We start from the raw sequence: 22080 nt of genomic DNA on the forward strand, positions 1-22080 counted from the left end.
CGAGGCGTCTCGGATCAGCGGACGGCGTCCAGGGCGTCGATCAGCCCGGCGCCGTAGAAGCCCGCTCCGCTCTTGCCGCCGGTGCAGACCGCGTCCGGCTTGCCGTCGCCGTCCGGGTCGTAGTTCTTCGGGCACTCCAGCGCGTCCGCCTGGTTGGCCAGCGCGCCGATCACCTGCTGGCTGCTCCACTCCGGGTGGGCGCTGCGCAGCAGCGCGGCCACACCGGCCGCGTGCGGGCCCGCCATCGAGGTGCCCTGCATCCAGCCCCAGCCACCGCCGGGCACCGAGGACAGCACCCGGCCGTTCTTCGACGGGGTGTCCGGGATCTGGTTCTTGTCACCGCCCGGGGCGGTCACCGTGATGGAACCCATGCCGTAGTTGGAGTAGTACGACTTCACCGCGTCGACGCCCACCGCGGACACCGAGACCACGCCCGGCAGCTCGCCCGGCAGGATGCGGCAGTCGTGCCCGGTCTGGCGGTCCTGCGTCGGGCCGCCGTTGTTCGGGCTGTTGGTGTCGCGGATCGGCTTGGACAGGTCCCAGTTGCTGTTGCCCGCCGACGTCACGGTCAGGACGTCCTTGCTGTTGGCGTAGTCGACGGCGCGGCGCACCGCCTCCGCCGCGGCCCGCTGGTCCGGGTCGCTGTCGCACCAGAGGTACCACGGGTCGACGAAGTAGGAGTTGTTGGTGACGTCGATGCCCTGCTCAGCGGCCCAGATGAAACCGCAGATCGCGTACTCGGGGTAGATGAACCCGTCGTCGTCGATCAGCCGCACCGAGGCCAGGTTGACCTCCGGGGCGACACCGGTGATGCCGACGCCGTTGCGGGCCGCGCCGATGGTGCCCGCCACGTGCGTGCCGTGGTCCTGCGTCGGGTCCTGCGGCTGCCAGGACTCCTGCCGGGTGTCCGGGACGCCCTGGTTGACGCAGCTCACCGACTTGGAGACGTCCAGGTTCGGGGCGAGGTCGGGGTGCGTCGGGTCGATGCCGTAGTCCAGCACGCCGACGGTGATGTCCTTGCTTCCCTGGGAGATCTGGTGGGCCTGGTCGGCCTTGATCTGCCGCATGTCCCACTGCTCGGGCTCCAGCGGCTCCTGCCCGGCGGCCTGCGCGGCGAACGCGGCGGCGTTGACGGTGCCCTCCAGCGTCTCCAGCCGCGTCGACTGCGCCGGCGGGAGCTGCTCGGCGAGGTTGCGGGTGTTGCCCGCCTGCTCGACCGCGGGCTGGCTGCGCACCTGGTCGGCGAAGCCGGGATCGGTGGAGGTCGCCACGACGACCCCGATCTGCGGCCAGCTCTGCACCACGGTGCCGCCGACAGCGCGGACCGAGTCCTCGGTCAGCTTCAGGCCGTCCCCGGTCGGTCCGAGCACGACGAAGTGCGCGGGCGCCGCGGTGCTCGCCGGCGCCGGCTCGGCGGTGCCGATGACACCGGCCGGCACCAGCAGTGCCAATGCGAGGGCCGACCCGGCGATGCGCGCGGATCTCCCCCTCATTCCTTTGCGTGACACGCGTCCCTCCTATGGAGACAGAGTGCGATCCACCCAGTGGTATTCGTCGGATTCTGCGCCTGATTTGGGGATGCCCGGTAGGGCGAAACGGAGTAATTCACTAGCCGAGAGTGAGCCGTGCGCCACGTCATCGGTGGCTGCGTTCCCCGGTGCATCGGACTTAGAGTCGGCGGGTGTCGGTAGTAGATCTGCAACTCGCCCAGCCGGAACCCACCCCGAGCGCATCGGCCATGCGCCGAGCGCTCCGCCGGGCCACCGACGGTGTTTCGCTGGACGCCGCCGAAGCCGCCGTGCTGCTGCACGCTCGCGGCGATGACCTGGAGAAACTGCTGGCCGCCGCGGGTCGCGCGCGGGATGCGCACCTGGTCGCCGAGGGACGGCCGGGGATCGTCACGCACGCCCGCAACGTGTTCATACCGCTGACCCGGTTGTGCCGCGACCGCTGTCATTACTGCACCTTCGCCACCGTCCCGCACCGCGTCGAATCGGCGTTCCTGGAGCGCGAGGAGGTCGTGGAGATCGCCCGGCAGGGCGCCGCCGCCGGCTGCACGGAAGCCCTGTTCACATTGGGCGATCGGCCGGAGGAGCGCTGGTCGGCGGCCGCGGAGTGGCTGGAGGCGCGCGGCTACTCCTCCACTGTGGACTACGTGCGGTCCTGCGCGATCGCGGTGCTGGAGGAGACCGGGCTGCTGCCGCACCTGAACCCCGGCGTGCTGTCCTGGTCGGAGCTGACCAGGCTGAAGCCGGTCGCGGCGAGCATGGGCATGATGCTGGAGACCACCGCCGAGCGGCTGTGGCGGGACAAGGGCGGGCCGCACTTCGGCAGCCCGGACAAGGAGCCCGCGGTCCGGTTGCGCGCGCTGGAGGACGCCGGGCGCGTCGCGGTGCCGTTCACCAGCGGGATCCTCATCGGCATCGGGGAGAACCGCACCGAGCGCGCCGAGTCGCTGCTCGCGCTGCGCGGCATCGCCCGCCAGTACGGGCACCTGCAGGAAATCATCGTGCAGAACTTCCGGGCCAAGCCGGACACCGCGATGCGCGACGTGCCCGACGCCGACCTGCACGACCTGGCCGCCACCGTTGCGGTCGCACGGCTGCTGATGCCCTCCGGCGTCAGCGTGCAGGCACCGCCGAACCTGGTCGGCGACCAGCAGCTGCTGATGCTGCGGGCCGGCATCGACGACTGGGGCGGGGTGTCCCCGGTGACCCCGGACCACGTCAGCCCCGAGCACCCGTGGCCCCAGCTGGACGACCTGGCCACGACCACCGCGGAAGCCGGCTTCGAGCTGCGCGAGCGCCTCACCGCCTACCCGCGCTACGTGCGCGCGGGGCTCGCGGGCGACAGCACGCAGTGGCTGGACCTGCGGGTGGCCGGGCACGTCGCGGCGCTGGCCACCGCGGACGGCCTGGCGCGGCCGGACGCCGAGATCGTCGGCCGCGAGTGGCAGGAGCCCGATGGCGGGTTCGATTCCATCGGCCGCACCGACCTGCACCGCAGCATCGACACCACGGGCCGCACCGAGGACCGCCGCGGCGACTTCGACACCGTCTACGGCGACTGGGACGAGCTGCGCGCCCAGGTGCCAGCGGGCACCGCTCCGGAGCGGCTCGACGCCGACGTGCGCGCCGGGCTCCGGCTGGCCTCCTCCGACCCGGCCGCGCTGCTCGGCGAAGCCCACCACGACGCGGCGATGGCCTTGCTGACCTGCGACGGAGCCGCGCTGGACGAGCTCACCCGGATCGCCGACGAGCTGCGCAGGGAGGTCGTCGGCGACGACATCACCTACGTGGTCAACCGCAACATCAACTTCTCCAACATCTGCTACGTGGGCTGCCGGTTCTGCGCCTTCGCGCAGCGCGAGCGCGACGCGGACGCCTACCGGCTCTCGCCGGAGGAGGTCGCCGACCGCGCCGACGAGGCGTGGCGGGCCGGGGCCACCGAGATCTGCATGCAGGGCGGCATCGACCCGCGGCTGCCGGTGTCCGGCTACGCCGACCTGGTGCGCGCGATCAAGCGGCGGGTGCCGGAGATGCACGTGCACGCCTTCAGCCCGATGGAGATCGTCAGCGCCGCGGCCAAGGCCGGGGTGAGCATCGCGGACTGGCTGGCCGAGCTGAAGGAGGCCGGGCTGGGCAGCATCCCGGGCACCGCGGCGGAGATCCTCGACGACGAGGTGCGCTGGGTGCTGACCAAGGGCAAGCTGCCCGCCGCCGAGTGGGTGGAGGTCATCAGCACCGCGCACCGGCTGGGCATCCCGTCCTCGTCGACGATGATGTACGGCCACGTCGACACGCCCGAGCACTGGCTGGGCCACTTCCGGACGCTCGCCGGGGTGCAGGACACCGCTGCCGAGCACGGCAACGCGGGGCTGACCGAGTTCGTGCCGCTGCCGTTCGTGCACCGCAACGCGCCGATCTACCTCGCCGGGCTCGCCCGGCCGGGTCCCACGAACAGGGACAACCGCGCGGTGCACGCGATGGCGCGCGTGCTGCTGCACGGCCGCATCGACAACGTCCAGTGCTCCTGGGTCAAGCTCGGCGACACCGGGACGACCGAGGTGCTGCACGGCGGCGCCAACGACGTCGGAGGCACTCTGATGGAGGAGACCATCAGCCGGATGGCGGGCTCGGAGCACGGTTCGGAGCGCAGCGTCGAGGAGCTGCACGAGCTGGCCGCCAGGGCGGGCCGCCCGGCGCGCCAGCGGACCACCACCTACGGCCGTCCGGGCCGGGTGCAGCTGGGCGTCAGCCCGGCCTGATCCGCCGCGCGACTTCCCCTGAAACGGGACGTGGACCTCAGGGGAAGTCGCGGTTTCCTCGCCGTCGAACTCGAACGTGTGTGTCGCAAGTCACATGCTTCACCGGATCGGGTAGCTGCCAGGCGCGCTGATCCGGCCGCTGGCCTGCGTAGTTCTACCTAGGGCGGACCCGAATTCAGGTGCGTTCAGCCGGAAAATATGATCATTCCGTCGTGGTCGGGACACGCAAAGCGACCACGCGCGTAACGGTCGACCGGTACGGTCCGCCACCAGACTCGGACGAATGCTGACCCGATCGGGTCAACTGTCGTTAGGGAGACGCGCTCGTGCGTAGCCGAATATCTCGCGTGGTCACGCGAGTCTCCGCGCTCGGAGCCGCTGTCGCAGCGGCGTTGATGACGACCGCGACGGCGGCCACCGCCGAACCGCTGGCGCTGACCGTGCGCGGACCGCTGGACTCGCTGGCCACTCCGGTCGGCCTCACCGCGGTCGGGCTCGGCGTGGTCGGCATGGTCGCGGGTGCCTTCCGGAAGAAGAAGGTCCAGCCCGAGAACCAGCGCAAGACCTCCTGACCCGGAGGTCGCTCCCACCGGTGCGGCGGGACTTGCGAGAATCAGCTGCGTGAGCAGCGACACCGCACCTCAGAACAGCCAGTCCGCGGCTCGGCCGCGCGTGTTGTCCGGCATCCAGCCGACCGCCGACTCGTTCCACCTCGGCAACTACCTGGGCGCCCTGCGGGAGTGGGTCGCCATGCAGGACGAGCACGACGCCTTCTACTGCGTCGTCGACCTGCACGCCATCACCGTCGAGCAGGACCCGGCGCAGCTGCGCCAGCGCACCCGGCTGTCCGCCGCCCAGCTGCTCGCCCTCGGCATCGACCCGGACCGCTCCACGCTGTTCGTGCAGAGCCACGTCCCGGAGCACGCCCAGCTCAGCTGGGTGCTGGAGTGCCAGACCGGCTTCGGCGAGGCCGGCCGGATGACCCAGTTCAAGGACAAGTCCGCGCGGCAGGAGGCCGAGCACGTCAGCGTCGGGCTGTTCACCTACCCGGTCCTGCAGGCCGCCGATATCCTGCTCTACCAGGCCGACGCGGTCCCGGTCGGCGAGGACCAGCGCCAGCACCTGGAGCTCACCCGCAACCTGGCGCAGCGGTTCAACTCCCGCTACGGCGCCACCTTCACCGTCCCGGCCGCGCACATCCCCAAGGGCACCGCGAAGATCTACGACCTGCAGGACCCGACGGCCAAGATGAGCAAGTCTGTCCCGGCGGGCGTGGTCGAGCTGATGGAGACGCCGAAGCGCTCGGCGAAGAAGATCCGCTCCGCGGTCACCGACCTGGAGCGCGAGATCCGCTACGACGTGGACAACAAGCCCGGCATCAGCAACCTGCTGGTGATCTACTCGGCGCTGACCGACCGCAGCATCCCGGAGCTGGAGGCCGCCTACGAGGGCAAGGGCTACGGTGACCTGAAGAAGGACCTCGGCGAGGTCGTGGTCGAGTTCGCGACGCCGTTCCAGGAGAAGGTCCACGGCTACCTCGACGACCCGGCGGAGCTGGACAAGGTGCTGCACCGCGGCGCCGAGCGGGCCCGCGAGGTGGCGAGCGAGACGCTGCGCACCGTGTTCGATCGGGTGGGCTTCCTGCCGCCGATGGGCTGAGCTGATCAACCGCGGGTAGCCTGCAGCCGTTCGGGGGAAGCCGTTGCGGCTGGAGGTGCACCGTGGCCGGGCAGCAGGACGAGAAGCCGGGGCGGATGGCGGTGCTGCGCCGCAAGCACCCGTGGCTGGACCGGCTGATCCGCGCGTTCGAGCGGTACCAGAAGCAGTACGGCGACTACTACGCCGCGGCGATCACCTACTTCAGCGTGCTCGCGCTGGTCCCGCTGCTGATGATCGCCTTCGCGGTCGCCGGTTTCGTGCTGGCCGGCAATCCCGAGCTGCTCGGGCGGCTGCAGGACTCGATCACCTCGGCGGTGCCCAGCCCGGCGATGAGCCAGATGCTGACCGGCGTCGTCGACCAGGCGATCCGGCAGGCGGGCGCGGTCGGGGTGATCGGTCTGCTCACCGCGCTGTACTCCGGCCTGGGCTGGATGACGAACCTGCGCGAGGCGCTGACCGCGCAGTGGACCCAGGTCCCGGAACAGCAGCCGATGCTGCGCCGGATGGTCTCCGACCTGCTGTCCCTGATCGGTCTCGGCGCGGCGATGGCGCTCTCGTTCGGGATCAGCGCGCTCGGCGGCGTCGGGCTGCGGCTGTTCGAGCTGGTCGGGATCGAGCACACCACGGCGGCGGTGTACTCGCTCCGGGCCCTGACCACCGTGCTGTCGCTGACGGCGAGCTGGCTGGTGTTCCTGTGGGTGCTGGCGAGGCTGCCGCGCAAACCGGTCACCCTCCGCACGGCGGTGTGGGGCGCGCTGTTCGCCGCCATCGGTTTCGAGATCCTCAAGCAGGTCGCGGTGATCTACCTGAACAGCGTGACCAGCTCGCCGGCCGGAGCGGCGTTCGGCCCGATACTCGGTCTGCTGGTCTTCGCGAACCTGACCTCGCGGTTCATCCTGTTCGTCACGGCCTGGACGGCATCGGCCCCGGAGAACATGGAAACCGTGCCGCCGCCCCCGCCGGGTCCGGCGATCATCCGCCCGGTGGTCCAGGTCCGCCGAGGCGTCGGCACACGCGCCACGGCAAGCCTGCTCAGCCTGGGAGCGGTCGCAGGCTGGTCGCTGCGCCGACGCCGCTGACGGTTCGAAGACCGTGAGCGGTTTGGGGTGCCATAGCGCCCAAAACGCTCACAGCAGTCCGGCCTGCCGGTACACCGACTCCAGGTAGGCGGTGGCCCCGGCGACGTCGAGCGGTTCGGGCTGCACCAGCCGGAAGAGCACGGCGCCGACCATCATGTCGATCAGCGCGTCCAGGTCGGCATCGGCCGCGATCGTGCCCTCGGCCTGCGCGCGCTCCAGCAGCGCCCGGGTGTTCCGCCGCCGGGGCACGACGTAGTTCTCCCAGTAGGTCGCCATCAGCTCCGGGTGACTGACGCTCGCCCCGAAGATGCGGGCGATCATCGCGCGCAGCCGCGGTTCGGCGATCGCCTCGGCGAGCCCCGGCAGCAGCTTCCGGACCAGCGTCGTCACCGGCAGATCGGCGAGATCGGCCGGTGCTTCGGGGATCCCGTCCCGGGCAGTCTCGATGGCGGCGGCCAGCACCGCTTCCTTGGAATCCCACCGCCGGTACACGGTCAGCTTGCCGACGCCCGCGCGCTTGGCGATCTGCTCGATGCTGGCGCCTTCGACGCCGCCCTCGATGAACACCTCCAGCGCGGCCTGGAGGATCGCCCGGTCCGCTTCCGGATTGCGCGGCCGCCCGCGGGCACGACTCACTGTTCCGCCTCTCCACGATTCGCAGTTGATCTGGTGTGCCGGGGTTTCTGGTGTCCCGTTCCCTTGAGACGCGGGCTGCTCATGAGGTCCTCCCGGCCAACAGCAGGGTTGTTTCGAGCCAGCGGGTGAGTTCTGCCGCGCTGGTTCCGCGCCAGGCCAGGTGGGCGTCCGGGCGTATCAGCCAGATCTCGTCCCGGCGATCTTCCGGAACCAGGTGCACGGCGGCATCTCCGAGCGGAGTTTCCGGCCGCTGACCGGAAAGCACCGCCCAGCGGCCTCGGAGCTCGGTGTGCAACCGCGTCGGGCGGCCGTCGGCGTCCTGGCACACCAGGTCCGGCACCCGGTCGCCGGGACGGGGCCGCGGGCCGCGGCGGGAGCCGAGCGGGCCGCGGCGGTAGTTCACCCACAGCTGCGATGCCAGCCAGGTTCCGCGCCGCTGGAACGCGTCGAGGTTGGCGACGCGGGTGAACAGGTTGCGCACCGCCCGGCCGACGATCCCGTTGGCCAGCATGATCTTGGTGTTCGCCGTGGTGCCGCGCAGGACGTCCTCGGCCAGCGGTCGCCGTTCGGCCTGGTAGGTGTCCAGCAGCGCGCTCCCGGCCCGGCCTCGCACCACCAGCGCGAGCTTCCACGCCAGGTTCTCGGCGTCGCCGATGCCGGTGTTCATGCCCTGACCGCCGAACGGGCTGTGGATGTGCGCGGCGTCCCCGGCCAGCAGGACCCGTCCGGCGCGGTAGCTGTCGGCGAGCCTGCGGTGGATGCGGAACGCCGATGTCCAGGTGGCCTCGCGCAGTCGTGCGTCGGTGCGGCCGGTGCGCTCGGGGAGCAGGCGCCGCAGCTGCGCCAGGACGTCGTCCTCCGCGTGCTCGACGTCGGCCATCACCCGCCACCGGTCGTCGGTCTCGCTGCGCATCGGCATCGCGAGGAACAGCCCGTCCCGGGCGAACCAGCCCGAGGAGCCGAGCCGGTCCAGGTCCCAGTCGGCGTCTACGTCGGCGAGCAGCCACTGGTCCACCAGCTGCGCGCCGGGGAAGCCGATGCCGGTGAGCCTGCGCACCGCGCTGTGCGCGCCGTCGCAGCCCACCACGTAGTCCGCGCGCGAGGTCTCGCCGGAAACCGTGGCGGTCACGCCGTCGGCGTCCTGCACCAGGTCGGTGAGCTCGCGATCCCACTCGACCGCGCCGCCGAGCTCGGTCAACCGCCCGCGCAGCACGGCCTCCACCTCGGCCTGCGACACCAGCAGAGCGGAGAGCTGATCGCCCTCGATCTCGCCGAAGCTGACGGTGGCCAGCGGTTTGTCGGCGGCGTGCAGTGTGATCCGGACGGCGTGCTGAGCGCGATCCGGCAGGTCGCCGAGCGCGCCCAGCCGGTTCAGCACCTCGACGCCGCGCGCGTGCAGGATGTTCGCCCGCGACGTCGTCGCCGGGCCCGCGGCCCGATCGATCACGCGAACCGGCACGCCGTGCGCGCGCAATCCGCATGCCAGCGCCAGGCCGGTCGGGCCGGCTCCCACCACGAGAACGCCCATCATCGCTCCTATTAGTTAACGATACGGGACCGTTAACTAATTGAACCACGACCGGCGGCCGTCCGGTAGTGCGCTCGGATTAGGGGTGGTCGTCGCCGCCGCTGCGCCGGCGGCGGGCGAGTGCGGCCCGGCGCCGCTGCACCGCGACCGCGGCGACCACGGCGACGGCTGCTGCGGCCAGCAGCGCGAGCGGCCCGCCGATCGTGCCGAACATGGGGTCCTCCGGCTGCGCCTGCACCGACTGGTCCACCGGCTCGACATCCGCGATCGGCGCCGGGGAAGCGGTGACCAGCTCGCCGACCGGGGCGCCGTTCAGCTCGAAGCCGTAGTCCAGCAGCCGCATGGTCTGCGCGGACAGCCGCACCGGCTGGTTCTCGCCGCGCATCAGCACCGCCACCAGCCGCCGCCCGCCGTGGTCGGCCGCGCCGATGTAGGTGTGCCGGGCGTCGTCGGTGAACCCGGTCTTGCCGCCCAGCCCGCCCGGGTAGGCCCGCAGAACCTGGTTGTCGCTCCAGACCTCCAGCGGCGGACCACCCGGTGCGCCGGGCAGGAAGGCCTGGTGCGTGCTCACGATCTCGGCGAACGCCGGGTTCTGCATGGCCACCCGGAAGACGACCGCCAGGTCGTAGGCGGAGGTGCTCATCCCCGGACCGTCCAAACCGGACGGTGTCGCCGCGCGGGTGTCCAGCGCGCCGAGCGACTTCGCCAGCGCGTTCATCTTGTCGACGGTGGCCTCGATCCCGCCCAGCTTCATCGCCAGCGCGTGCGCGGCGTCGTTGCCGGACCGCAGGATCAGCCCGGTCAGCACGTCCCGGACGGTGTAGGTGGCGCCGGGAGCGAGCCCGACCCGGCTGCCCTCCTGGTTGGCGTCCTCCTGGGTGGCCACGAGCGTGTCGTCGAGCTGGAGCTCGCGGAGCGCGACGAGCGCGGTCAGCACCTTGATGGTGGACGCCGGGCGGTGCCGGGCGTGCGGCTCGTGCGCGGCCAGCACCGCACCGGTGTCCAGATCTGCGACCAGCCAGCTGGCCGCGGTGATCTCGGTCGGCAGCGCGGGAGCGTAGAGCGGGAAGGCGGGCCCGCACCCGCCCAGCTGCTCGCCACCGACGGGCGTCTCCGGGACCGGCACGGGCTCCGGGACCGGCTGGCCGGGTAACGGCACCTCGGAGGTGTCCACCGGCGGCGGGGGCGCTGCGATGTAGCAGTCCTCGGCGTGCGCGGTGCCGCTCAGGAGCGGGAGCGCCACGCCGAGAGCGCAGAGGGCGACCTTGGTGCGAAGCAGGATTACCGAACCGCGGGCACTTCGAGGCACACGCAGCAGGCTAGCCAATCCACCGAGCCCGCGTGTCGGCAACATCCACCCGGACAGGTGGGTGAGGCGGCTTACAGCGGATACTGGCCTCGTGACGATTTCCCGACGTGTTGCGCTGTTCCTGCTGGCCTTCGGCGTGTGGTCCTACCTGCTGTGGCCGAACTTCGCGCGCAACATCTGGAACAGCGACCGCTCCTGGGCCGACGGCTCCCCGACGAGCTACCTGATCGTGCACCTGGTGATCGCGGTGGTCTCCCTGGTCCTGGGCACGATCATCGGCATCATCGGCTGGCGAGCCTTCCGCGCCACCCGCAAGTCGGCGGACTGACGCCGTCACCGCGTGACGCGGATGTCGTCGAAGTAGTCGTCGTCCTCGTCCCAGGACGGCGCCCGTGCGGGGTCGGAGGCTGCGGTCGTGCCGCCTCGCGCTCGGCCGCGATCGCACGGGATCGGCGGCGCTGTGGGTCGTTCGGGTGTTCGGGTCAGTGTCGAACAGCGGTTCCGGGCGCCAAAGCGAAACCGGCGCCCACCCCGAGGGGTGAGCGCCGGTTCAGGTGTTCGTTGCCTCAGCGGCGGCGGAACATCAGAGCTCGCTTCACTTCCTGGATCGCCTTCGTGACCTGGATGCCACGGGGGCAGGCGTCCGTGCAGTTGAAGGTCGTGCGGCAGCGCCACACGCCGTCGACGTCGTTGAGGATGTCCAGGCGCTCCTCGGCACCCTCGTCACGGCTGTCGAAGATGAAGCGGTGGGCGTTGACGATCGCCGCCGGGCCGAAGTAGTTCCCGTCCGACCAGTACACCGGGCACGACGTGGTGCACGCCGCGCACAGGATGCACTTAGTGGTGTCGTCGAAGCGGGCGCGCTCGGCCACCGACTGGATCCGCTCGCGGGTCGGCTCGTTGCCGGAGGTGATCAGGTACGGCTTGATCGTCCGGTAGGCCTCGAAGAACGGCTCCATGTCGACGATCAGGTCCTTCTCCACCGGGAGGCCCTTGATCGGCTCGATGGTCAGGGTGGTCTCGCCGCCCTTGGCCAGCAGGTCCTTCATCAGCACCTTGCAGGCCAGCCGGTTGACGCCGTTGATCCGCATCGCGTCGGACCCGCACACGCCGTGCGCGCAGGACCGGCGGAAGGACAGCGAACCGTCGATGTACCACTTGATGTAGTGCAGCAGGTTCAGCACGCGGTCGGACGGCAGCGCCGGGATCCGGTAGGACTCCCAGTGCAGGTCCTCGTCGGTCTCCGGGTTGTACCGCAGGATCTTGACGGTCACCATCGTGGCGTCGTCGGGGATCGGCGGTGCGTCGTCCGGGATCTGGTTCTTCTCGGGGGACGTGGTGGCGGCGGTCATCAGTACTTACGCTCCATCGGCTGGTACCGGGTGACGACGACGGGCTTGTAGTCCAGCCGGATGTCGGCCTGGAAACCGGTCAGCCCCAGCGGGGCGTCCGGGTCCTCCTCCTCCGGCAGCACCTTGTACTGCATGCTGTGCCGCATGAAGTTGACGTCGTCGCGGGCGGTGTAGTCCTCGCGGGCGTGCCCGCCGCGGGACTCCTTGCGGGCCAGCGCGGCGTTGACCAGCGCCTCGGCCAGGTCGAGCAGGAAGCCCAGCTCGATGGCCTCGAGCAGGTCGGAGTTGTACCGCTTGCCCTTGTCGTGCACGGAGATCCGGCCGTAGCGCTCCTTGAGCGCCTGCACGTCCGACAGCGCCGTCTTCAGCGTCTCCTCGGTGCGGTACACCGAGGCGTTGGCGTCCATCGTCTGCTGCAGCTCGGTGCGGATCGTGGCGACCCGCTCGCCGCCGTGCGCGGTGCGCAGGTGGTCGACCATGCCCTCCACGAGCTTGGTCGGGTTCTCCGGGATGTCGACGTGCTCGTGGCTGAGCGCGTACTCCGCGGCGGCGATGCCGGAGCGGCGGCCGAACACGTTGATGTCCAGCAGCGAATTGGTGCCCAGGCGGTTCGAGCCGTGCACCGAGACGCAGGCGCACTCACCGGCGGCGTAGAGACCGGGGATGACGTTCTCGTTGTCCCGCAGGACCTCGCCCTCCACGTTGGTCGGGATGCCGCCCATCGCGTAGTGCGCGGTCGGGTAGACCGGCACCGGCTCCTCGGTCGGCTCCACGCCCAGGTAGGTGCGGGAGAACTCCATGATGTCCGGCAGCTTCGCCTCGAGCAGCTCTTCACCGAGGTGGGTGACGTCGAGCAGCACGTAGTCCTTGTTCGGGCCGGCGCCGCGGCCCTCCAGCACCTCCAGGGCCATCGACCGGGCGACGATGTCGCGCGGCGCGAGGTCCTTGATGGTGGGGGCGTAGCGCTCCATGAACCGCTCGCCGTCGGCGTTGCGCAGGATGCCGCCCTCGCCGCGGACGCCCTCGGTGATCAGGATGCCGAGGCCGGCCAGACCGGTCGGGTGGAACTGGTAGAACTCCATGTCCTCCAGCGGCAGGCCCTTGCGGTAGATGATGCCCATCCCGTCACCGGTCAGGGTGTGCGCGTTCGACGTGGTCTTGAAGACCTTGCCGAAACCGCCGGTCGCGAAGATGACCGCCTTGGCCTGGAAGACGTGGATCTCGCCGGTGGCCAGCTCGTAGGCGATGGCGCCGGTGCAGACCTGCTGCCCGTCGGGGCCGTCGCTGAGCATGATGTCCAGGACGTAGAACTCGTTGTAGAACTCCACGCCGTGCTTGACGCAGTTCTGGTACAGCGTCTGCAGGATCATGTGGCCGGTGCGGTCCGCGGCGTAGCAGGCGCGGCGCACCGGCGCCTTGCCGTGGTCGCGGGTGTGGCCGCCGAACCGGCGCTGGTCGATCTTGCCCTCAGGGGTCCGGTTGAACGGCAGCCCCATCTTCTCCAGGTCGAGGACCGCGTCGATGGCCTCCTTCGCCATGATCTCGGCGGCGTCCTGGTCGACCAGGTAGTCACCGCCCTTGATCGTGTCGAAGGTGTGCCACTCCCAGTTGTCCTCTTCGACGTTGGCCAACGCCGCGCACATGCCGCCCTGGGCGGCACCGGTGTGCGAACGGGTGGGGTAGAGCTTGGTCAGCACGGCGGTGCGGGCGCGCTGCCCGGATTCGATCGCGGCGCGCATCCCGGCGCCCCCAGCGCCGACGATGACCACGTCGTACTTGTGGAATTGCATGGTCGCCTCCTCGGGCGGCGGCGAGGTCCGGGGTAGGCGACGACCTCGCCGCGATGTGGTCGTCTGCGGCTAGCCGATGTTCGGGTCGAAGGTGAACAGGACGAAGGTGCCCAGACCCACGGTCAGCAAGACCGAGACGTACAGCAGCATCTTCAGCCAGAAGCGCGTGCCGTCCTTGCGCGAGTAGTCGTTGATGATGGTGCGCAGTCCGTTGCCGCCGTGCAGTCCGGCCAGCCAGAGCATCGTCAGGTCCCACATCTGCCAGAACGGGGACGCCCAGCGGCCTGCGACGAAGGCGAAGTTGATCCGCTGCACGCCGCCGTCCAGGAACAGCATGATCAGCAGGTGGCCCAGCACCAGGAACAGCAGGACCACACCGGACAGCCGCATGAACAACCAGCTGTAGAGCTCGAAGTTGTTGCGGCGGGCGGCCGGCCGGGAAGGGGAGCGCGGCTTCTCCACGGAAAGCGGTGCGTCGGTGACGGTCATTGCGCTCAACCCCCGAGGAATTCGTTGACCGCGCGGCTGAGCAGGCTGATCGCCGCCGGGATGATCAACACCAACCAGAGGACCACGACGGTCCACAGCATCGGCTTCTGGTACTTGGTGCCCTTGGACCAGAAGTCGACCAGCATGACGCGGATGCCGTTGAACGCGTGGAACAGCACCGCCGCCAGAAGACCCAGCTCGAAGAGGATCATGATCGGGTGCTTGTAGGTCTCGATGACCGTGTCGTACGCGTTCGGCGACACCCGCACCAGGGCGGTGTCCAGGACGTGCACGAACAAGAAGAAGAAGGTGAGTACGCCCGTGATCCGGTGGGCGACCCACGACCACATGCCCAGATCGCCGCGGTAGAAACGCCCCTTTGCGCGCGGCGCGGTGGCGCGCTCCGGTGCGTCGGCCGCGGAGGCGGTGGTGCTGGCCATGGTGGAAGGCCTCCAACCTCGCTGGTGGACTGACGGCCCCCGTCCGGGAACAAGAGCGACCGGCCCCGAGTCGCAGTTGGTCCCAATTGGCATTGGGTGCAGCACGCCCGTCACCGGCCACGAACTGGGGCCTTGACGCATCGGATGCTAGACCCGACCAATCGCCCAGGCCTACTCGCCCGTGCCCTCTGTGATCGACCAGACAAGCCCGCTGCTCCTGTTGATCGATGTAGAAATCATTTCGTGACACGCGAGCAATGCTCAAGCGGCAGCGTCAAGGCTTAATTTCGAGAGCCACGTCACCGAATGGCGTGCGCCGCGGACCGGGCGAACAATTCACCGAGGACGACACCATCGGGTGGAAGTTCGGCCGGCACCGCCGTGCTCCGGCACGGCGGTTCGGGGGTGCGGCGGGACCGACAGGAAAGGGGAACGGCATGCGGCGGACGCCGATGTGGAGGCGCTCGGGTGCCGGAGGTTCACGAACGGGCATCGCGGTGGCCGTGCTGCTCACCGGCTCGCTGGTGCTGGCCGGCTGCGCGAAGGACGGAGGCGGCGGGGGCACCAACAACGCCGAGGGGCAGGGCTGCCAGCTCAACGCCCCGCCGACCGCGACCGCTCCGCCCGTGCAGCCCACCCAGCCGCAGGCCCCGCCGGCCGCCCAGCAGATGCGGGTGGGGCTGGCCTTCGACATCGGCGGGCGCGGCGACGCCTCCTTCAACGACGCCTCGGTGGCCGGGCTGGACCGGGCCAAGGCGGAGATGGGCTTCTCCGACGTCAAGGAGCTCGACGCGGGCGCCGGTGAGCCGGAGGACGCCAAGCAGACCCGCCTGCGGCAGCTGGCGCGCGAGGGCTACAACCCGGTGATCGCCGTCGGCTACGCCTACGCCGACTCGGTCAAGGTCGTCGCGCCGGAGTTCCCGGGCACCAAGTTCGCGATCATCGACGAGCAGGTCGACGGCGTGCCCAACGTCACCTCGCTGGTCTTCGCCGAGGAGCAGGGCTCGTTCCTGGTCGGCGTGATCGCCGCGCACCGGTCGAAGAACTGCCAGGTCGGTTTCGTCGGCGGTGTGGAGACGCCGCTGATCCAGAAGTTCCAGGCCGGCTTCGAGGCGGGCGCCAAGGCCGCCGCGCCGGACATCGAGATCGACAGCAAGTACCTGACGCCGGCCGGTGACTTCAGCGGCTTCCAGGACCCGAACAAGGGCGCCGAGGTCGCGACCGGGCAGCTGGAGTCGGGCGCGGACGTGGTCTACCACGCAGCGGGCGCGTCCGGGAAGGGCGTGTTCTCCGCGGTCAAGCAGGTCGGCGCGAAGGCGATCGGCGTGGACTCCGACCAGTACAACCAGCCGACGGTGGCCGAGTACAAGGACGTGATCATCTCGTCCATGCTCAAGCGCGTCGACCTGGCGGTCTACGACTACATCTCGGCCGTCGCCCGCGACGACCTGGGCTCGCTGCCGAAGAAGTTCGACCTGGCCATCGACGGCGTCGGCTACTCCACCTCCGGCGGGATGGTCAACGACCTGGTCCCGGTGGTGGACGCCTACAAGGCGGCCATCGCCAACGGTGACATCAAGGTCTCCGACAAGCCGTGACGTCCCGGCGCAGGGCACTTCCACGCCGATCTCGCGCGAGATCGGCATCCGGCAGGCGGGGGACGGGGCGATTTCGCGCGAAATCGCCGGCACGCCGCCTCCGGCCGGAGGTGCCCTGCGCGCTCCGTCCGGAGGCGGTTGGCGGTTTCGCGCCAAGACCGTCCCCACCGGACCGAAACCGTCCATTGTTGAGCGTCCGTCCGCTTCGCAGCCGCGAGACGACGTCACCTGGAGCACCATGAACACCGCCACCGAGCCGGAATCCGGCGATCCACCGGCCGTCGAGCTGACCGGCATCACCAAGACCTTCCCCGGCGTGATCGCCAACTCCGACGTGAACCTGTCGGTGCGCGCGGGCGAGGTGCACGCGCTGTGCGGCGAGAACGGCGCGGGCAAGTCGACGCTGATGAAGATCCTCTACGGCATGCAGGCCCCGGACTCCGGCACGATCCGGGTGCACGGCGCGGAGGTCCGGCTGCGCACTCCGGCCGAGGCGATCCGCGCCGGGATCGGCATGGTCCACCAGCACTTCATGCTGGCCGACAACCTGACCGTGCTGGAGAACATCGTGCTCGGCGCGGAGGGCGTGCACGGCATCGGCGCCAAGGCCCGCCGCGCGGTGCTGGACCTGGCCGCCAAGGCCGGTTTCGAGGTGCGCCCGGACGTGCTGGTCGAACGGCTCGGCGTGGCCGACCGGCAGCGGGTGGAGATCCTCAAGGTGCTCTACCGCGGCGCGCGGATCATCATCCTCGACGAGCCCACCGCGGTGCTGGTGCCGCAGGAGGTCGACGAGCTGTTCACCACCCTGCGCACCATGCGCGAGCAGGGCTTCACGTTCCTGTTCATCTCGCACAAGCTCGACGAGGTGCGCGCGATCGCCGACACGATCACGGTGCTGCGCCGCGGCACCACCGTCGGCACCGTGCCCACCGACGAGGTCACCAACCAGCGGCTGGCCGAGATGATGGTCGGCAGCGAGCTCCCGGTCCCCGAGCGCGGCGAGTCCACGGTGACCGACCGCGAGGTGCTCGTCCTGTCCGGACTGTCCGCATCGGAGCAGGACCGCGTGGTGCTGTCCGATGTCGACCTGGTGGTGCGCGCCGGTGAGGTTGTCGGCATCGCCGGGGTGGAGGGCAACGGCCAGACCGAGCTGGTCGAGGCGATCATGGGCATGCGCTCGCTCGACGCGGGCCGGATCGCCCTCGGTGAGCGCGACCTGACCGGACTGCCCACCCTGGCCCGCCGGGAGGCGGGCATCGGCTACGTGCCCGAGGACCGGCACCGGCAGGGCCTGCTGCTCGACGAACCGCTCTGGTACAACCGCATCCTCGGCCACCAGACCCGCCGCCCGGTCGCCCGCGGCAGGTGGCTGGACCGGCAGGGCGCGAAGGCCGACGCGACGCGCATCGTCGAGCAGTTCGACGTCCGCACGCCCGGCATCGAGACCGACGCGTCCGCGCTCTCCGGCGGCAATCAGCAGAAGTTCGTGGTGGGCCGGGAGCTCTCCGGCGATCCGGTGCTGCTGATCGCGGCGCACCCGACCCGCGGCGTGGACGTCGGAGCGCAGGCGGGCATCTGGGACCACCTGCGCGCCGCCCGCGCCGAAGGGCTGGCGGTGCTGCTGATCTCCGCCGACCTGGACGAGCTGATCGGCCTGTCCGACACCATCCGCGTGATGCTCCGCGGCCGACTGGTCGCCGAGGCGGACCCGCGCTCGGTGACCGCGGAGGAACTCGGCGCGGCGATGACCGGCGCCCAGGACGGTGAGGTCGCATGAACAACTGGCGCGTACGCCTGCTGCCTGCTGCGCTGGCGATCGTCTTCTCGGTGGTGCTGTGCAGCGCGGTGCTGCTGGTCTCCGGGGCGAACCCGATCGACACGCTGCTGGAGATGATCGCCCAGGTCGGCCGCGGCATGACCGCGGTGAACATCGTCAACACCGCGGGTGCCTACTACCTGGTGGCCATCGCCGCCGCGATCGGGTTCCAGATGAACCTGCTCAACATCGGCATCGAGGGCCAGTACCGGCTGGGCGCCTGCGTGGCGGCGATCGTCGGCGGCGCGGTCAGCCTGCCGTTCGGGCTGCACGCGGTGCTGGTCGTGGTGATCGGTGCGGTCACCGGCGCGCTGTGGTGCGGGATCGCCGCGGTGCTGAAGGTCTACCGCGGGGTGTCCGAGGTGATCTCCACGATCATGCTCAACACCCTGTCCATCGGGCTGATCGCCTTCCTGGTGGCCACCTTCGGCGAGATGCGCGGCAACACGCAGGGCACCGTGCCCATCCCGGCGAGCGGCCAGGTGCCGGGGATCCCGCTGGGCGGCGCCGGGACGATGTTCGGGCTGGTGCTGCTGTCGGTGGCCGTCGGCGTCGGGTACGCGGTGCTCGTCGACCGCACCCGCTACGGCTTCCAGCTGCGCGCCTCGGGGCTGTCGCCGACCGCAGCGCTGGCCGGTGGTGTCGATTCCAAGAAGATGATCATGTCGGCGATGCTGATCTCCGGTGCCATCGCCGGGGTGGCCGGGCTGCCGGAGATCTTGAGCCGCGACCACACCTTCACCATCAACTTCCCGACCGGCTACGGCTTCGCGGGGCTGGCCATCGCGCTGCTCGGCCGCAACCACCCGATCGGCATCGCCTTCGGCGCGCTGCTGTGGTCCTTCCTGGACAAGAGCTCGCTGACGCTGGACAACATCGGAGTGCCGAAGGAGATCGTGACCATCCTGCAGGGCACCATCGTGCTCTCCGTGGTGGTGGCCTACGAACTGGTGCGCCGTCGCGAGCTGGCCGCCGAGCAGCGGCGCGTCGGTCGGGCGCTGGGTACTGCGACCGAAGCACCGGCCGCCGCCGGAACCGGAGGTGAGCGGTCGTGACGACCACGGTTACCAGCGAACCGACGAAGGTTCCGCAGCAGTCCGCCGGGCGGCGGATGCCGGGCTGGGCGCGCGTCCTGCTGTGGGTGGTGGTCGCGTTCGTCGCGGTGTCGATCGCCTCCTACCAGACCGGGGTGCCGCAGCTGACGTCCTCGGGCACCATCCAGTCCGCGGTGCGACTGGGCATCCCGATCCTGCTGGCCGCGCTGGGCGGTCTGTGGGCCGAACGCGCCGGGATCATCAACATCGGCCTGGAAGGCATGATGATCCTCGGCACCTGGGGCGGCGCCTGGGCCGGCTACCAGTGGGGACCCGTCGCCGGGCTGGTCGCGGCGGCCGTGTTCGGCGCGCTGGGCGGCCTGGTGCACGCGATCGCCACGGTGACCTTCGGGGTCAACCACATCGTGTCCGGCGTGGCGATCAACCTGCTGGGCGCGGGCATCGCGAAGTACCTCTCGACGCTGGTGTTCGAACCGATCTCGCGCAACCCGCGGGAATCGCCCGCGGTGCCGAAGTTCGACACCTACTCGGCGCAGCCGCTGGGCACCTGGCTGCAAGAGCTGGAGGGCATGCAGCGGGTCGGCCTCTCGGACGTGGCGGGCATCCTCGGCGGCCTGGTCACCGAGGTCTCGCCGCTGACCATGCTGGCCTACCTGCTGGTGCCGGTGAGCTACCTGGTGCTGTGGCGCTCGCCGTTCGGGCTGCGGCTGCGGTCCTGCGGGGAGAACCCGGTCGCGGCGGAGTCCCTCGGCGTCAACGTCTACCGGTACAAGTACCTGGCGGTGATCATCTCCGGCGCGCTGGCCGGCATCGGTGGCGCGGCTCTGATCCTCAACCCGGGCCAGGCGGGCTACCTGGAGGGGCAGACCAACAACCGCGGCTACATCGGCCTGGCAGCGATGATCTTCGGCAACTGGCGGCCGGGCGGTCTGCTCGGCGGTGCGGCGCTGTTCGGCTACTCCGACGGTCTCCAGCTGCGCAGCGGCGGGACCAGCGTGCACGCGCTGTTCTACGGTGCGACGCTGCTGCTCGTGGTGGTCGCGGCGGTGCAGGTGTGGCGGCGCAGCTGGTTCGCCGCCGGCCTCTCGCTGGTCGCGGCGGCGGTGATGTACGCGGTGTACTGGTACACGGACGAGCTGCCCACGGAGCTCACGGCCTACACCCCGCACCTGGTGACGCTGGTCGTCCTGGGCGTGGCGTCGCAACGACTGCGACCACCCGCGGCCAACGGCCTGCAATACCGCAGGGGAGTCGATTAGTGACCACAGTGGACTGGGAAGCGCTGCGCGCGGCGGCGGTGGAGGCCGCCGCCCAGGCGTACTGCCCGTACTCGGGTCTGCAGGTGGGCGCGGCGGCGTTGTGCGACGACGGCCGCATCGTGACCGGCTGCAACGTGGAGAACGCCTCCTACGGCATCACCCTGTGCGCGGAGTGCACGATGGCCGGTCAGCTCCGCCTGACCGGCGGAGGCCGCTTCGTCGCGGTGGCCTGCCGAAGCGGCACGGGAGACCTCCTGATGCCCTGCGGCCGCTGCCGCCAGATCCTCCAAGAGCTCGGCGGCCCGAACTGCCTGGTCGACACGCCCCGAGGTGTCCTCCCGATGACCGAAGTCCTCCCCGACGCCTTCGAGCTCTGAACGCTTCGCTGAACTTGCTGGTGGGGCTGCATATTCAGCTGGATCACCCGGTTGAGGTGTATCTGTTCGGGGGGTTCGGTTCTCTGTATAGGTGAGAGGTTTCTTGCGGGTTCGGAGGAGGCGGGCATGCATTCTGCGGTCGACGTGATTCGGGTGAAGCGGGACGGCGGTCGGCTCAGCGATGAGCAGATCGACTGGGTCGTCGACGCCTACACGCGCGGGCAGGTGGCTGACGAGCAGATGGCCGCGCTGGCGATGGCCGTGCTGCTGCGCGGCATGACACCGGAGGAGACCGCGCGGTGGACCGCGGCGATGGTCGCCTCCGGCGAGGTGTTGGCGCTCGGTTCGGTCGGAAGGCCCACTGTGGACAAGCACTCCACCGGTGGCGTCGGGGACAAGATCACCTTGCCGCTGACGCCGTTGGTCGCCGCGTGCGGCGCCGCCGTGCCGCAGCTGTCCGGGCGCGGGTTGGGGCACACCGGCGGGACTTTGGACAAGCTGGAGTCCATCCCCGGCTGGCGGGCGCAGCTCTCGGTGGCGGAGGTGCGCGCGCAGCTCGACGAGGTCGGTGCGGTGGTGTGCGCGGCGACGGAGGGATTGGCGCCCGCCGACCGGAAGCTCTACGCCCTGCGCGACGTGACGGGCACGGTCGAGTCGATCCCGCTGATCGCCAGCTCGATCATGAGCAAGAAGATCGCCGAAGGCGTGCAATCGCTGGTGCTGGACGTCAAGTGCGGCTCCGGCGCGTTCATGAAGGACCTCGACCAGGCGCGGGCACTGGCCACCGCGCTGGTGGAGATCGGCAGCGCCAGCGGTCTGCGCACCAGCGCGCTCATCACCGACATGTCCGTGCCGCTGGGCCGGGCGGTCGGCAACGCCCTGGAGGTCGCCGAAGCGGTCGACGTGCTGCGCGGCGGCGGCCCACCGGACGTCGTGGAGCTGACGCTGGCACTGGCCCGCGAGATGCTCGACCACGCGGGCCTGTCCGATGTGGACCCGGAGGCAGCGCTGGCGGACGGTCGTGCGTACGACTCGTGGCGCCGGATGATCGAGGCGCAGGGCGGTGATCCGGCGGCGGAACTGCCCCGGGCGCAGCACATCGACGTGATCACCGCGCCGCGCGCCGGAGTGCTGACCGAGCTCGACGCGTTCGCCGTCGGCATCGCGGCCTGGCGGCTGGGCGCGGGACGAGCCCGCAAGGAGGACGACGTCGACCACGCCGCAGGAGTCCTGTGCCTGGCGAAACCGGGCGACAGCGTCACTGCCGGCCAGCCGCTGCTGGAGCTGCACACCGACCGGCCGGAAACCGTTGCGGCTGCCCGTGAAGCGTTGCGGGGCGCATACGAGATCAGCGACGCCGACCGGAGGTCGACGCCGCTGATCCTGGACCGAGTGGCCGCGAAGAGCGAACCGAGCTGACGAGGGG

General features: G+C 70.4%; 19 protein-coding genes. 11 read left to right on the forward strand and 8 right to left on the reverse strand.

What is annotated here, in order from left to right:
• Positions 1-14 precede the first annotated feature (14 nt).
• Positions 15-1508 carry a S8 family peptidase gene (locus tag ATL45_RS17900; protein WP_246025408.1) on the reverse strand — a complete coding sequence of 498 codons (1494 nt, stop codon included), beginning with the start codon at positions 1506-1508 and terminating at the stop codon, positions 15-17.
• Between the two features lie 173 nt (positions 1509-1681).
• Between ATL45_RS17900 and ATL45_RS17905 the strand changes: the two genes are divergently transcribed.
• From ATL45_RS17905 to yhjD, 4 genes are all read left to right on the forward strand, one after another.
• Positions 1682-4267, forward strand: a complete 2586-nt coding sequence (locus ATL45_RS17905) for a bifunctional FO biosynthesis protein CofGH (RefSeq protein WP_093157287.1) — start codon at positions 1682-1684, stop codon at positions 4265-4267.
• 347 nt (positions 4268-4614) lie between these two features.
• Positions 4615-4839 carry a hypothetical protein gene (locus ATL45_RS17910; RefSeq protein WP_121505360.1) on the forward strand — a complete coding sequence of 75 codons (225 nt, stop codon included), beginning with the start codon at positions 4615-4617 and terminating at the stop codon, positions 4837-4839.
• Between the two features lie 49 nt (positions 4840-4888).
• Entirely contained in the window at positions 4889-5926 is a 1038-nt protein-coding gene (gene trpS / locus ATL45_RS17915; RefSeq protein WP_093157285.1) for a tryptophan--tRNA ligase, read from the forward strand.
• Positions 5927-5988: 62 nt separating this feature from the next.
• Positions 5989-7005 carry an inner membrane protein YhjD gene (gene yhjD / locus ATL45_RS17920; RefSeq protein ID WP_246025409.1) on the forward strand — a complete coding sequence of 339 codons (1017 nt, stop codon included), beginning with the start codon at positions 5989-5991 and terminating at the stop codon, positions 7003-7005.
• Positions 7006-7053: 48 nt separating this feature from the next.
• Here yhjD and ATL45_RS17925 read toward each other — a convergent pair whose 3' ends face one another.
• The 3 genes from ATL45_RS17925 to ATL45_RS17935 form a co-directional block, all read right to left on the reverse strand.
• Positions 7054-7641: a TetR/AcrR family transcriptional regulator gene (locus ATL45_RS17925; RefSeq protein ID WP_246025410.1), complete on the reverse strand. Its 588-nt coding sequence runs from the start codon at positions 7639-7641 to the stop codon at positions 7054-7056.
• Between the two features lie 79 nt (positions 7642-7720).
• The gene (locus tag ATL45_RS17930; RefSeq protein ID WP_342775271.1) at positions 7721-9169 is read right to left on the reverse strand and encodes an FAD-dependent monooxygenase; all 1449 of its coding nucleotides are present in this window, start codon (positions 9167-9169) and stop codon (positions 7721-7723) included.
• 79 nt (positions 9170-9248) lie between these two features.
• Positions 9249-10412 (reverse strand): D-alanyl-D-alanine carboxypeptidase family protein, encoded by a 1164-nt coding sequence (locus tag ATL45_RS17935; protein WP_246025411.1) that lies wholly within the window; start codon positions 10410-10412, stop codon positions 9249-9251.
• Positions 10413-10569: 157 nt separating this feature from the next.
• On the opposite strand from ATL45_RS17935, the gene ATL45_RS17940 reads away from it, so the two are divergent.
• Positions 10570-10806, forward strand: coding sequence for an SCO4848 family membrane protein (locus ATL45_RS17940; protein ID WP_093157279.1), 237 nt, complete (start codon positions 10570-10572; stop codon positions 10804-10806).
• A gap of 238 nt (positions 10807-11044) precedes the next feature.
• Here ATL45_RS17940 and ATL45_RS17945 read toward each other — a convergent pair whose 3' ends face one another.
• The 4 genes from ATL45_RS17945 to sdhC form a co-directional block, all read right to left on the reverse strand.
• Positions 11045-11755 (reverse strand): succinate dehydrogenase iron-sulfur subunit, encoded by a 711-nt coding sequence (locus tag ATL45_RS17945; RefSeq protein ID WP_374703916.1) that lies wholly within the window; start codon positions 11753-11755, stop codon positions 11045-11047.
• Between the two features lie 74 nt (positions 11756-11829).
• Entirely contained in the window at positions 11830-13620 is a 1791-nt protein-coding gene (sdhA, locus tag ATL45_RS17950) for a succinate dehydrogenase flavoprotein subunit (protein ID WP_093157276.1), read from the reverse strand.
• A 69-nt stretch (positions 13621-13689) separates the two neighbouring features.
• Entirely contained in the window at positions 13690-14109 is a 420-nt protein-coding gene (locus tag ATL45_RS17955; protein ID WP_093157274.1) for a succinate dehydrogenase hydrophobic membrane anchor subunit, read from the reverse strand.
• Positions 14110-14114: 5 nt separating this feature from the next.
• Complete coding sequence (sdhC, locus tag ATL45_RS17960; RefSeq protein WP_093157273.1) at positions 14115-14549, reverse strand: succinate dehydrogenase, cytochrome b556 subunit; 435 nt, start codon at positions 14547-14549, stop codon at positions 14115-14117.
• Positions 14550-15001: 452 nt separating this feature from the next.
• Here sdhC and ATL45_RS17965 point away from each other — a divergent pair, with 452 nt between their 5' ends.
• From ATL45_RS17965 to ATL45_RS17990, 6 genes are all read left to right on the forward strand, one after another.
• A complete protein-coding gene (locus tag ATL45_RS17965) occupies positions 15002-16147 on the forward strand; it encodes a BMP family lipoprotein (RefSeq protein WP_170210511.1) in 1146 nt (381 codons plus the stop codon).
• Between the two features lie 238 nt (positions 16148-16385).
• Positions 16386-17924 (forward strand): ABC transporter ATP-binding protein, encoded by a 1539-nt coding sequence (locus ATL45_RS17970; protein ID WP_093157271.1) that lies wholly within the window; start codon positions 16386-16388, stop codon positions 17922-17924.
• Complete coding sequence (locus ATL45_RS17975) at positions 17921-19018, forward strand: ABC transporter permease (RefSeq protein WP_093157270.1); 1098 nt, start codon at positions 17921-17923, stop codon at positions 19016-19018. The genes ATL45_RS17970 and ATL45_RS17975 overlap by 4 nt, the downstream gene beginning before the upstream one ends.
• A gap of 56 nt (positions 19019-19074) precedes the next feature.
• The gene (locus tag ATL45_RS17980; protein ID WP_246025840.1) at positions 19075-20277 is read left to right on the forward strand and encodes an ABC transporter permease; all 1203 of its coding nucleotides are present in this window, start codon (positions 19075-19077) and stop codon (positions 20275-20277) included.
• Positions 20277-20654, forward strand: a complete 378-nt coding sequence (locus ATL45_RS17985; RefSeq protein WP_093157267.1) for a cytidine deaminase — start codon at positions 20277-20279, stop codon at positions 20652-20654. Before ATL45_RS17980 ends, ATL45_RS17985 begins: the two co-directional genes overlap by 1 nt.
• Before the next feature lie 126 nt (positions 20655-20780).
• Positions 20781-22073 carry a thymidine phosphorylase gene (locus ATL45_RS17990; protein WP_093157265.1) on the forward strand — a complete coding sequence of 431 codons (1293 nt, stop codon included), beginning with the start codon at positions 20781-20783 and terminating at the stop codon, positions 22071-22073.
• Positions 22074-22080 lie beyond the last annotated feature (7 nt).

The sequence above is a fragment of the Saccharopolyspora antimicrobica genome, from assembly GCF_003635025.1.
Classification (GTDB): Bacteria; Actinomycetota; Actinomycetes; order Mycobacteriales; family Pseudonocardiaceae; genus Saccharopolyspora; species Saccharopolyspora antimicrobica.

What these genes read in the sequence shown, in the direction of transcription:
- ATL45_RS17930 (WP_342775271.1), bottom strand. Translation starts at nt 9,169, where the DNA reads ATGGGCGTTCTCGTGGTGGGAGCCGGCCCGACCGGCCTGGCGCTGGCA.
- ATL45_RS17945 (WP_374703916.1), bottom strand. Translation starts at nt 11,755, where the DNA reads ATGGTGACCGTCAAGATCCTGCGGTACAACCCGGAGACCGACGAGGAC.
- sdhA (WP_093157276.1), bottom strand. Translation starts at nt 13,620, where the DNA reads ATGCAATTCCACAAGTACGACGTGGTCATCGTCGGCGCTGGGGGCGCC.
- ATL45_RS17955 (WP_093157274.1), bottom strand. Translation starts at nt 14,109, where the DNA reads ATGACCGTCACCGACGCACCGCTTTCCGTGGAGAAGCCGCGCTCCCCT.
- sdhC (WP_093157273.1), bottom strand. Translation starts at nt 14,549, where the DNA reads ATGGCCAGCACCACCGCCTCCGCGGCCGACGCACCGGAGCGCGCCACC.
- ATL45_RS17965 (WP_170210511.1), top strand. Translation starts at nt 15,002, where the DNA reads ATGTGGAGGCGCTCGGGTGCCGGAGGTTCACGAACGGGCATCGCGGTG.
- ATL45_RS17970 (WP_093157271.1), top strand. Translation starts at nt 16,386, where the DNA reads ATGAACACCGCCACCGAGCCGGAATCCGGCGATCCACCGGCCGTCGAG.
- ATL45_RS17975 (WP_093157270.1), top strand. Translation starts at nt 17,921, where the DNA reads ATGAACAACTGGCGCGTACGCCTGCTGCCTGCTGCGCTGGCGATCGTC.
- ATL45_RS17980 (WP_246025840.1), top strand. Translation starts at nt 19,075, where the DNA reads ATGCCGGGCTGGGCGCGCGTCCTGCTGTGGGTGGTGGTCGCGTTCGTC.
- ATL45_RS17990 (WP_093157265.1), top strand. Translation starts at nt 20,781, where the DNA reads ATGCATTCTGCGGTCGACGTGATTCGGGTGAAGCGGGACGGCGGTCGG.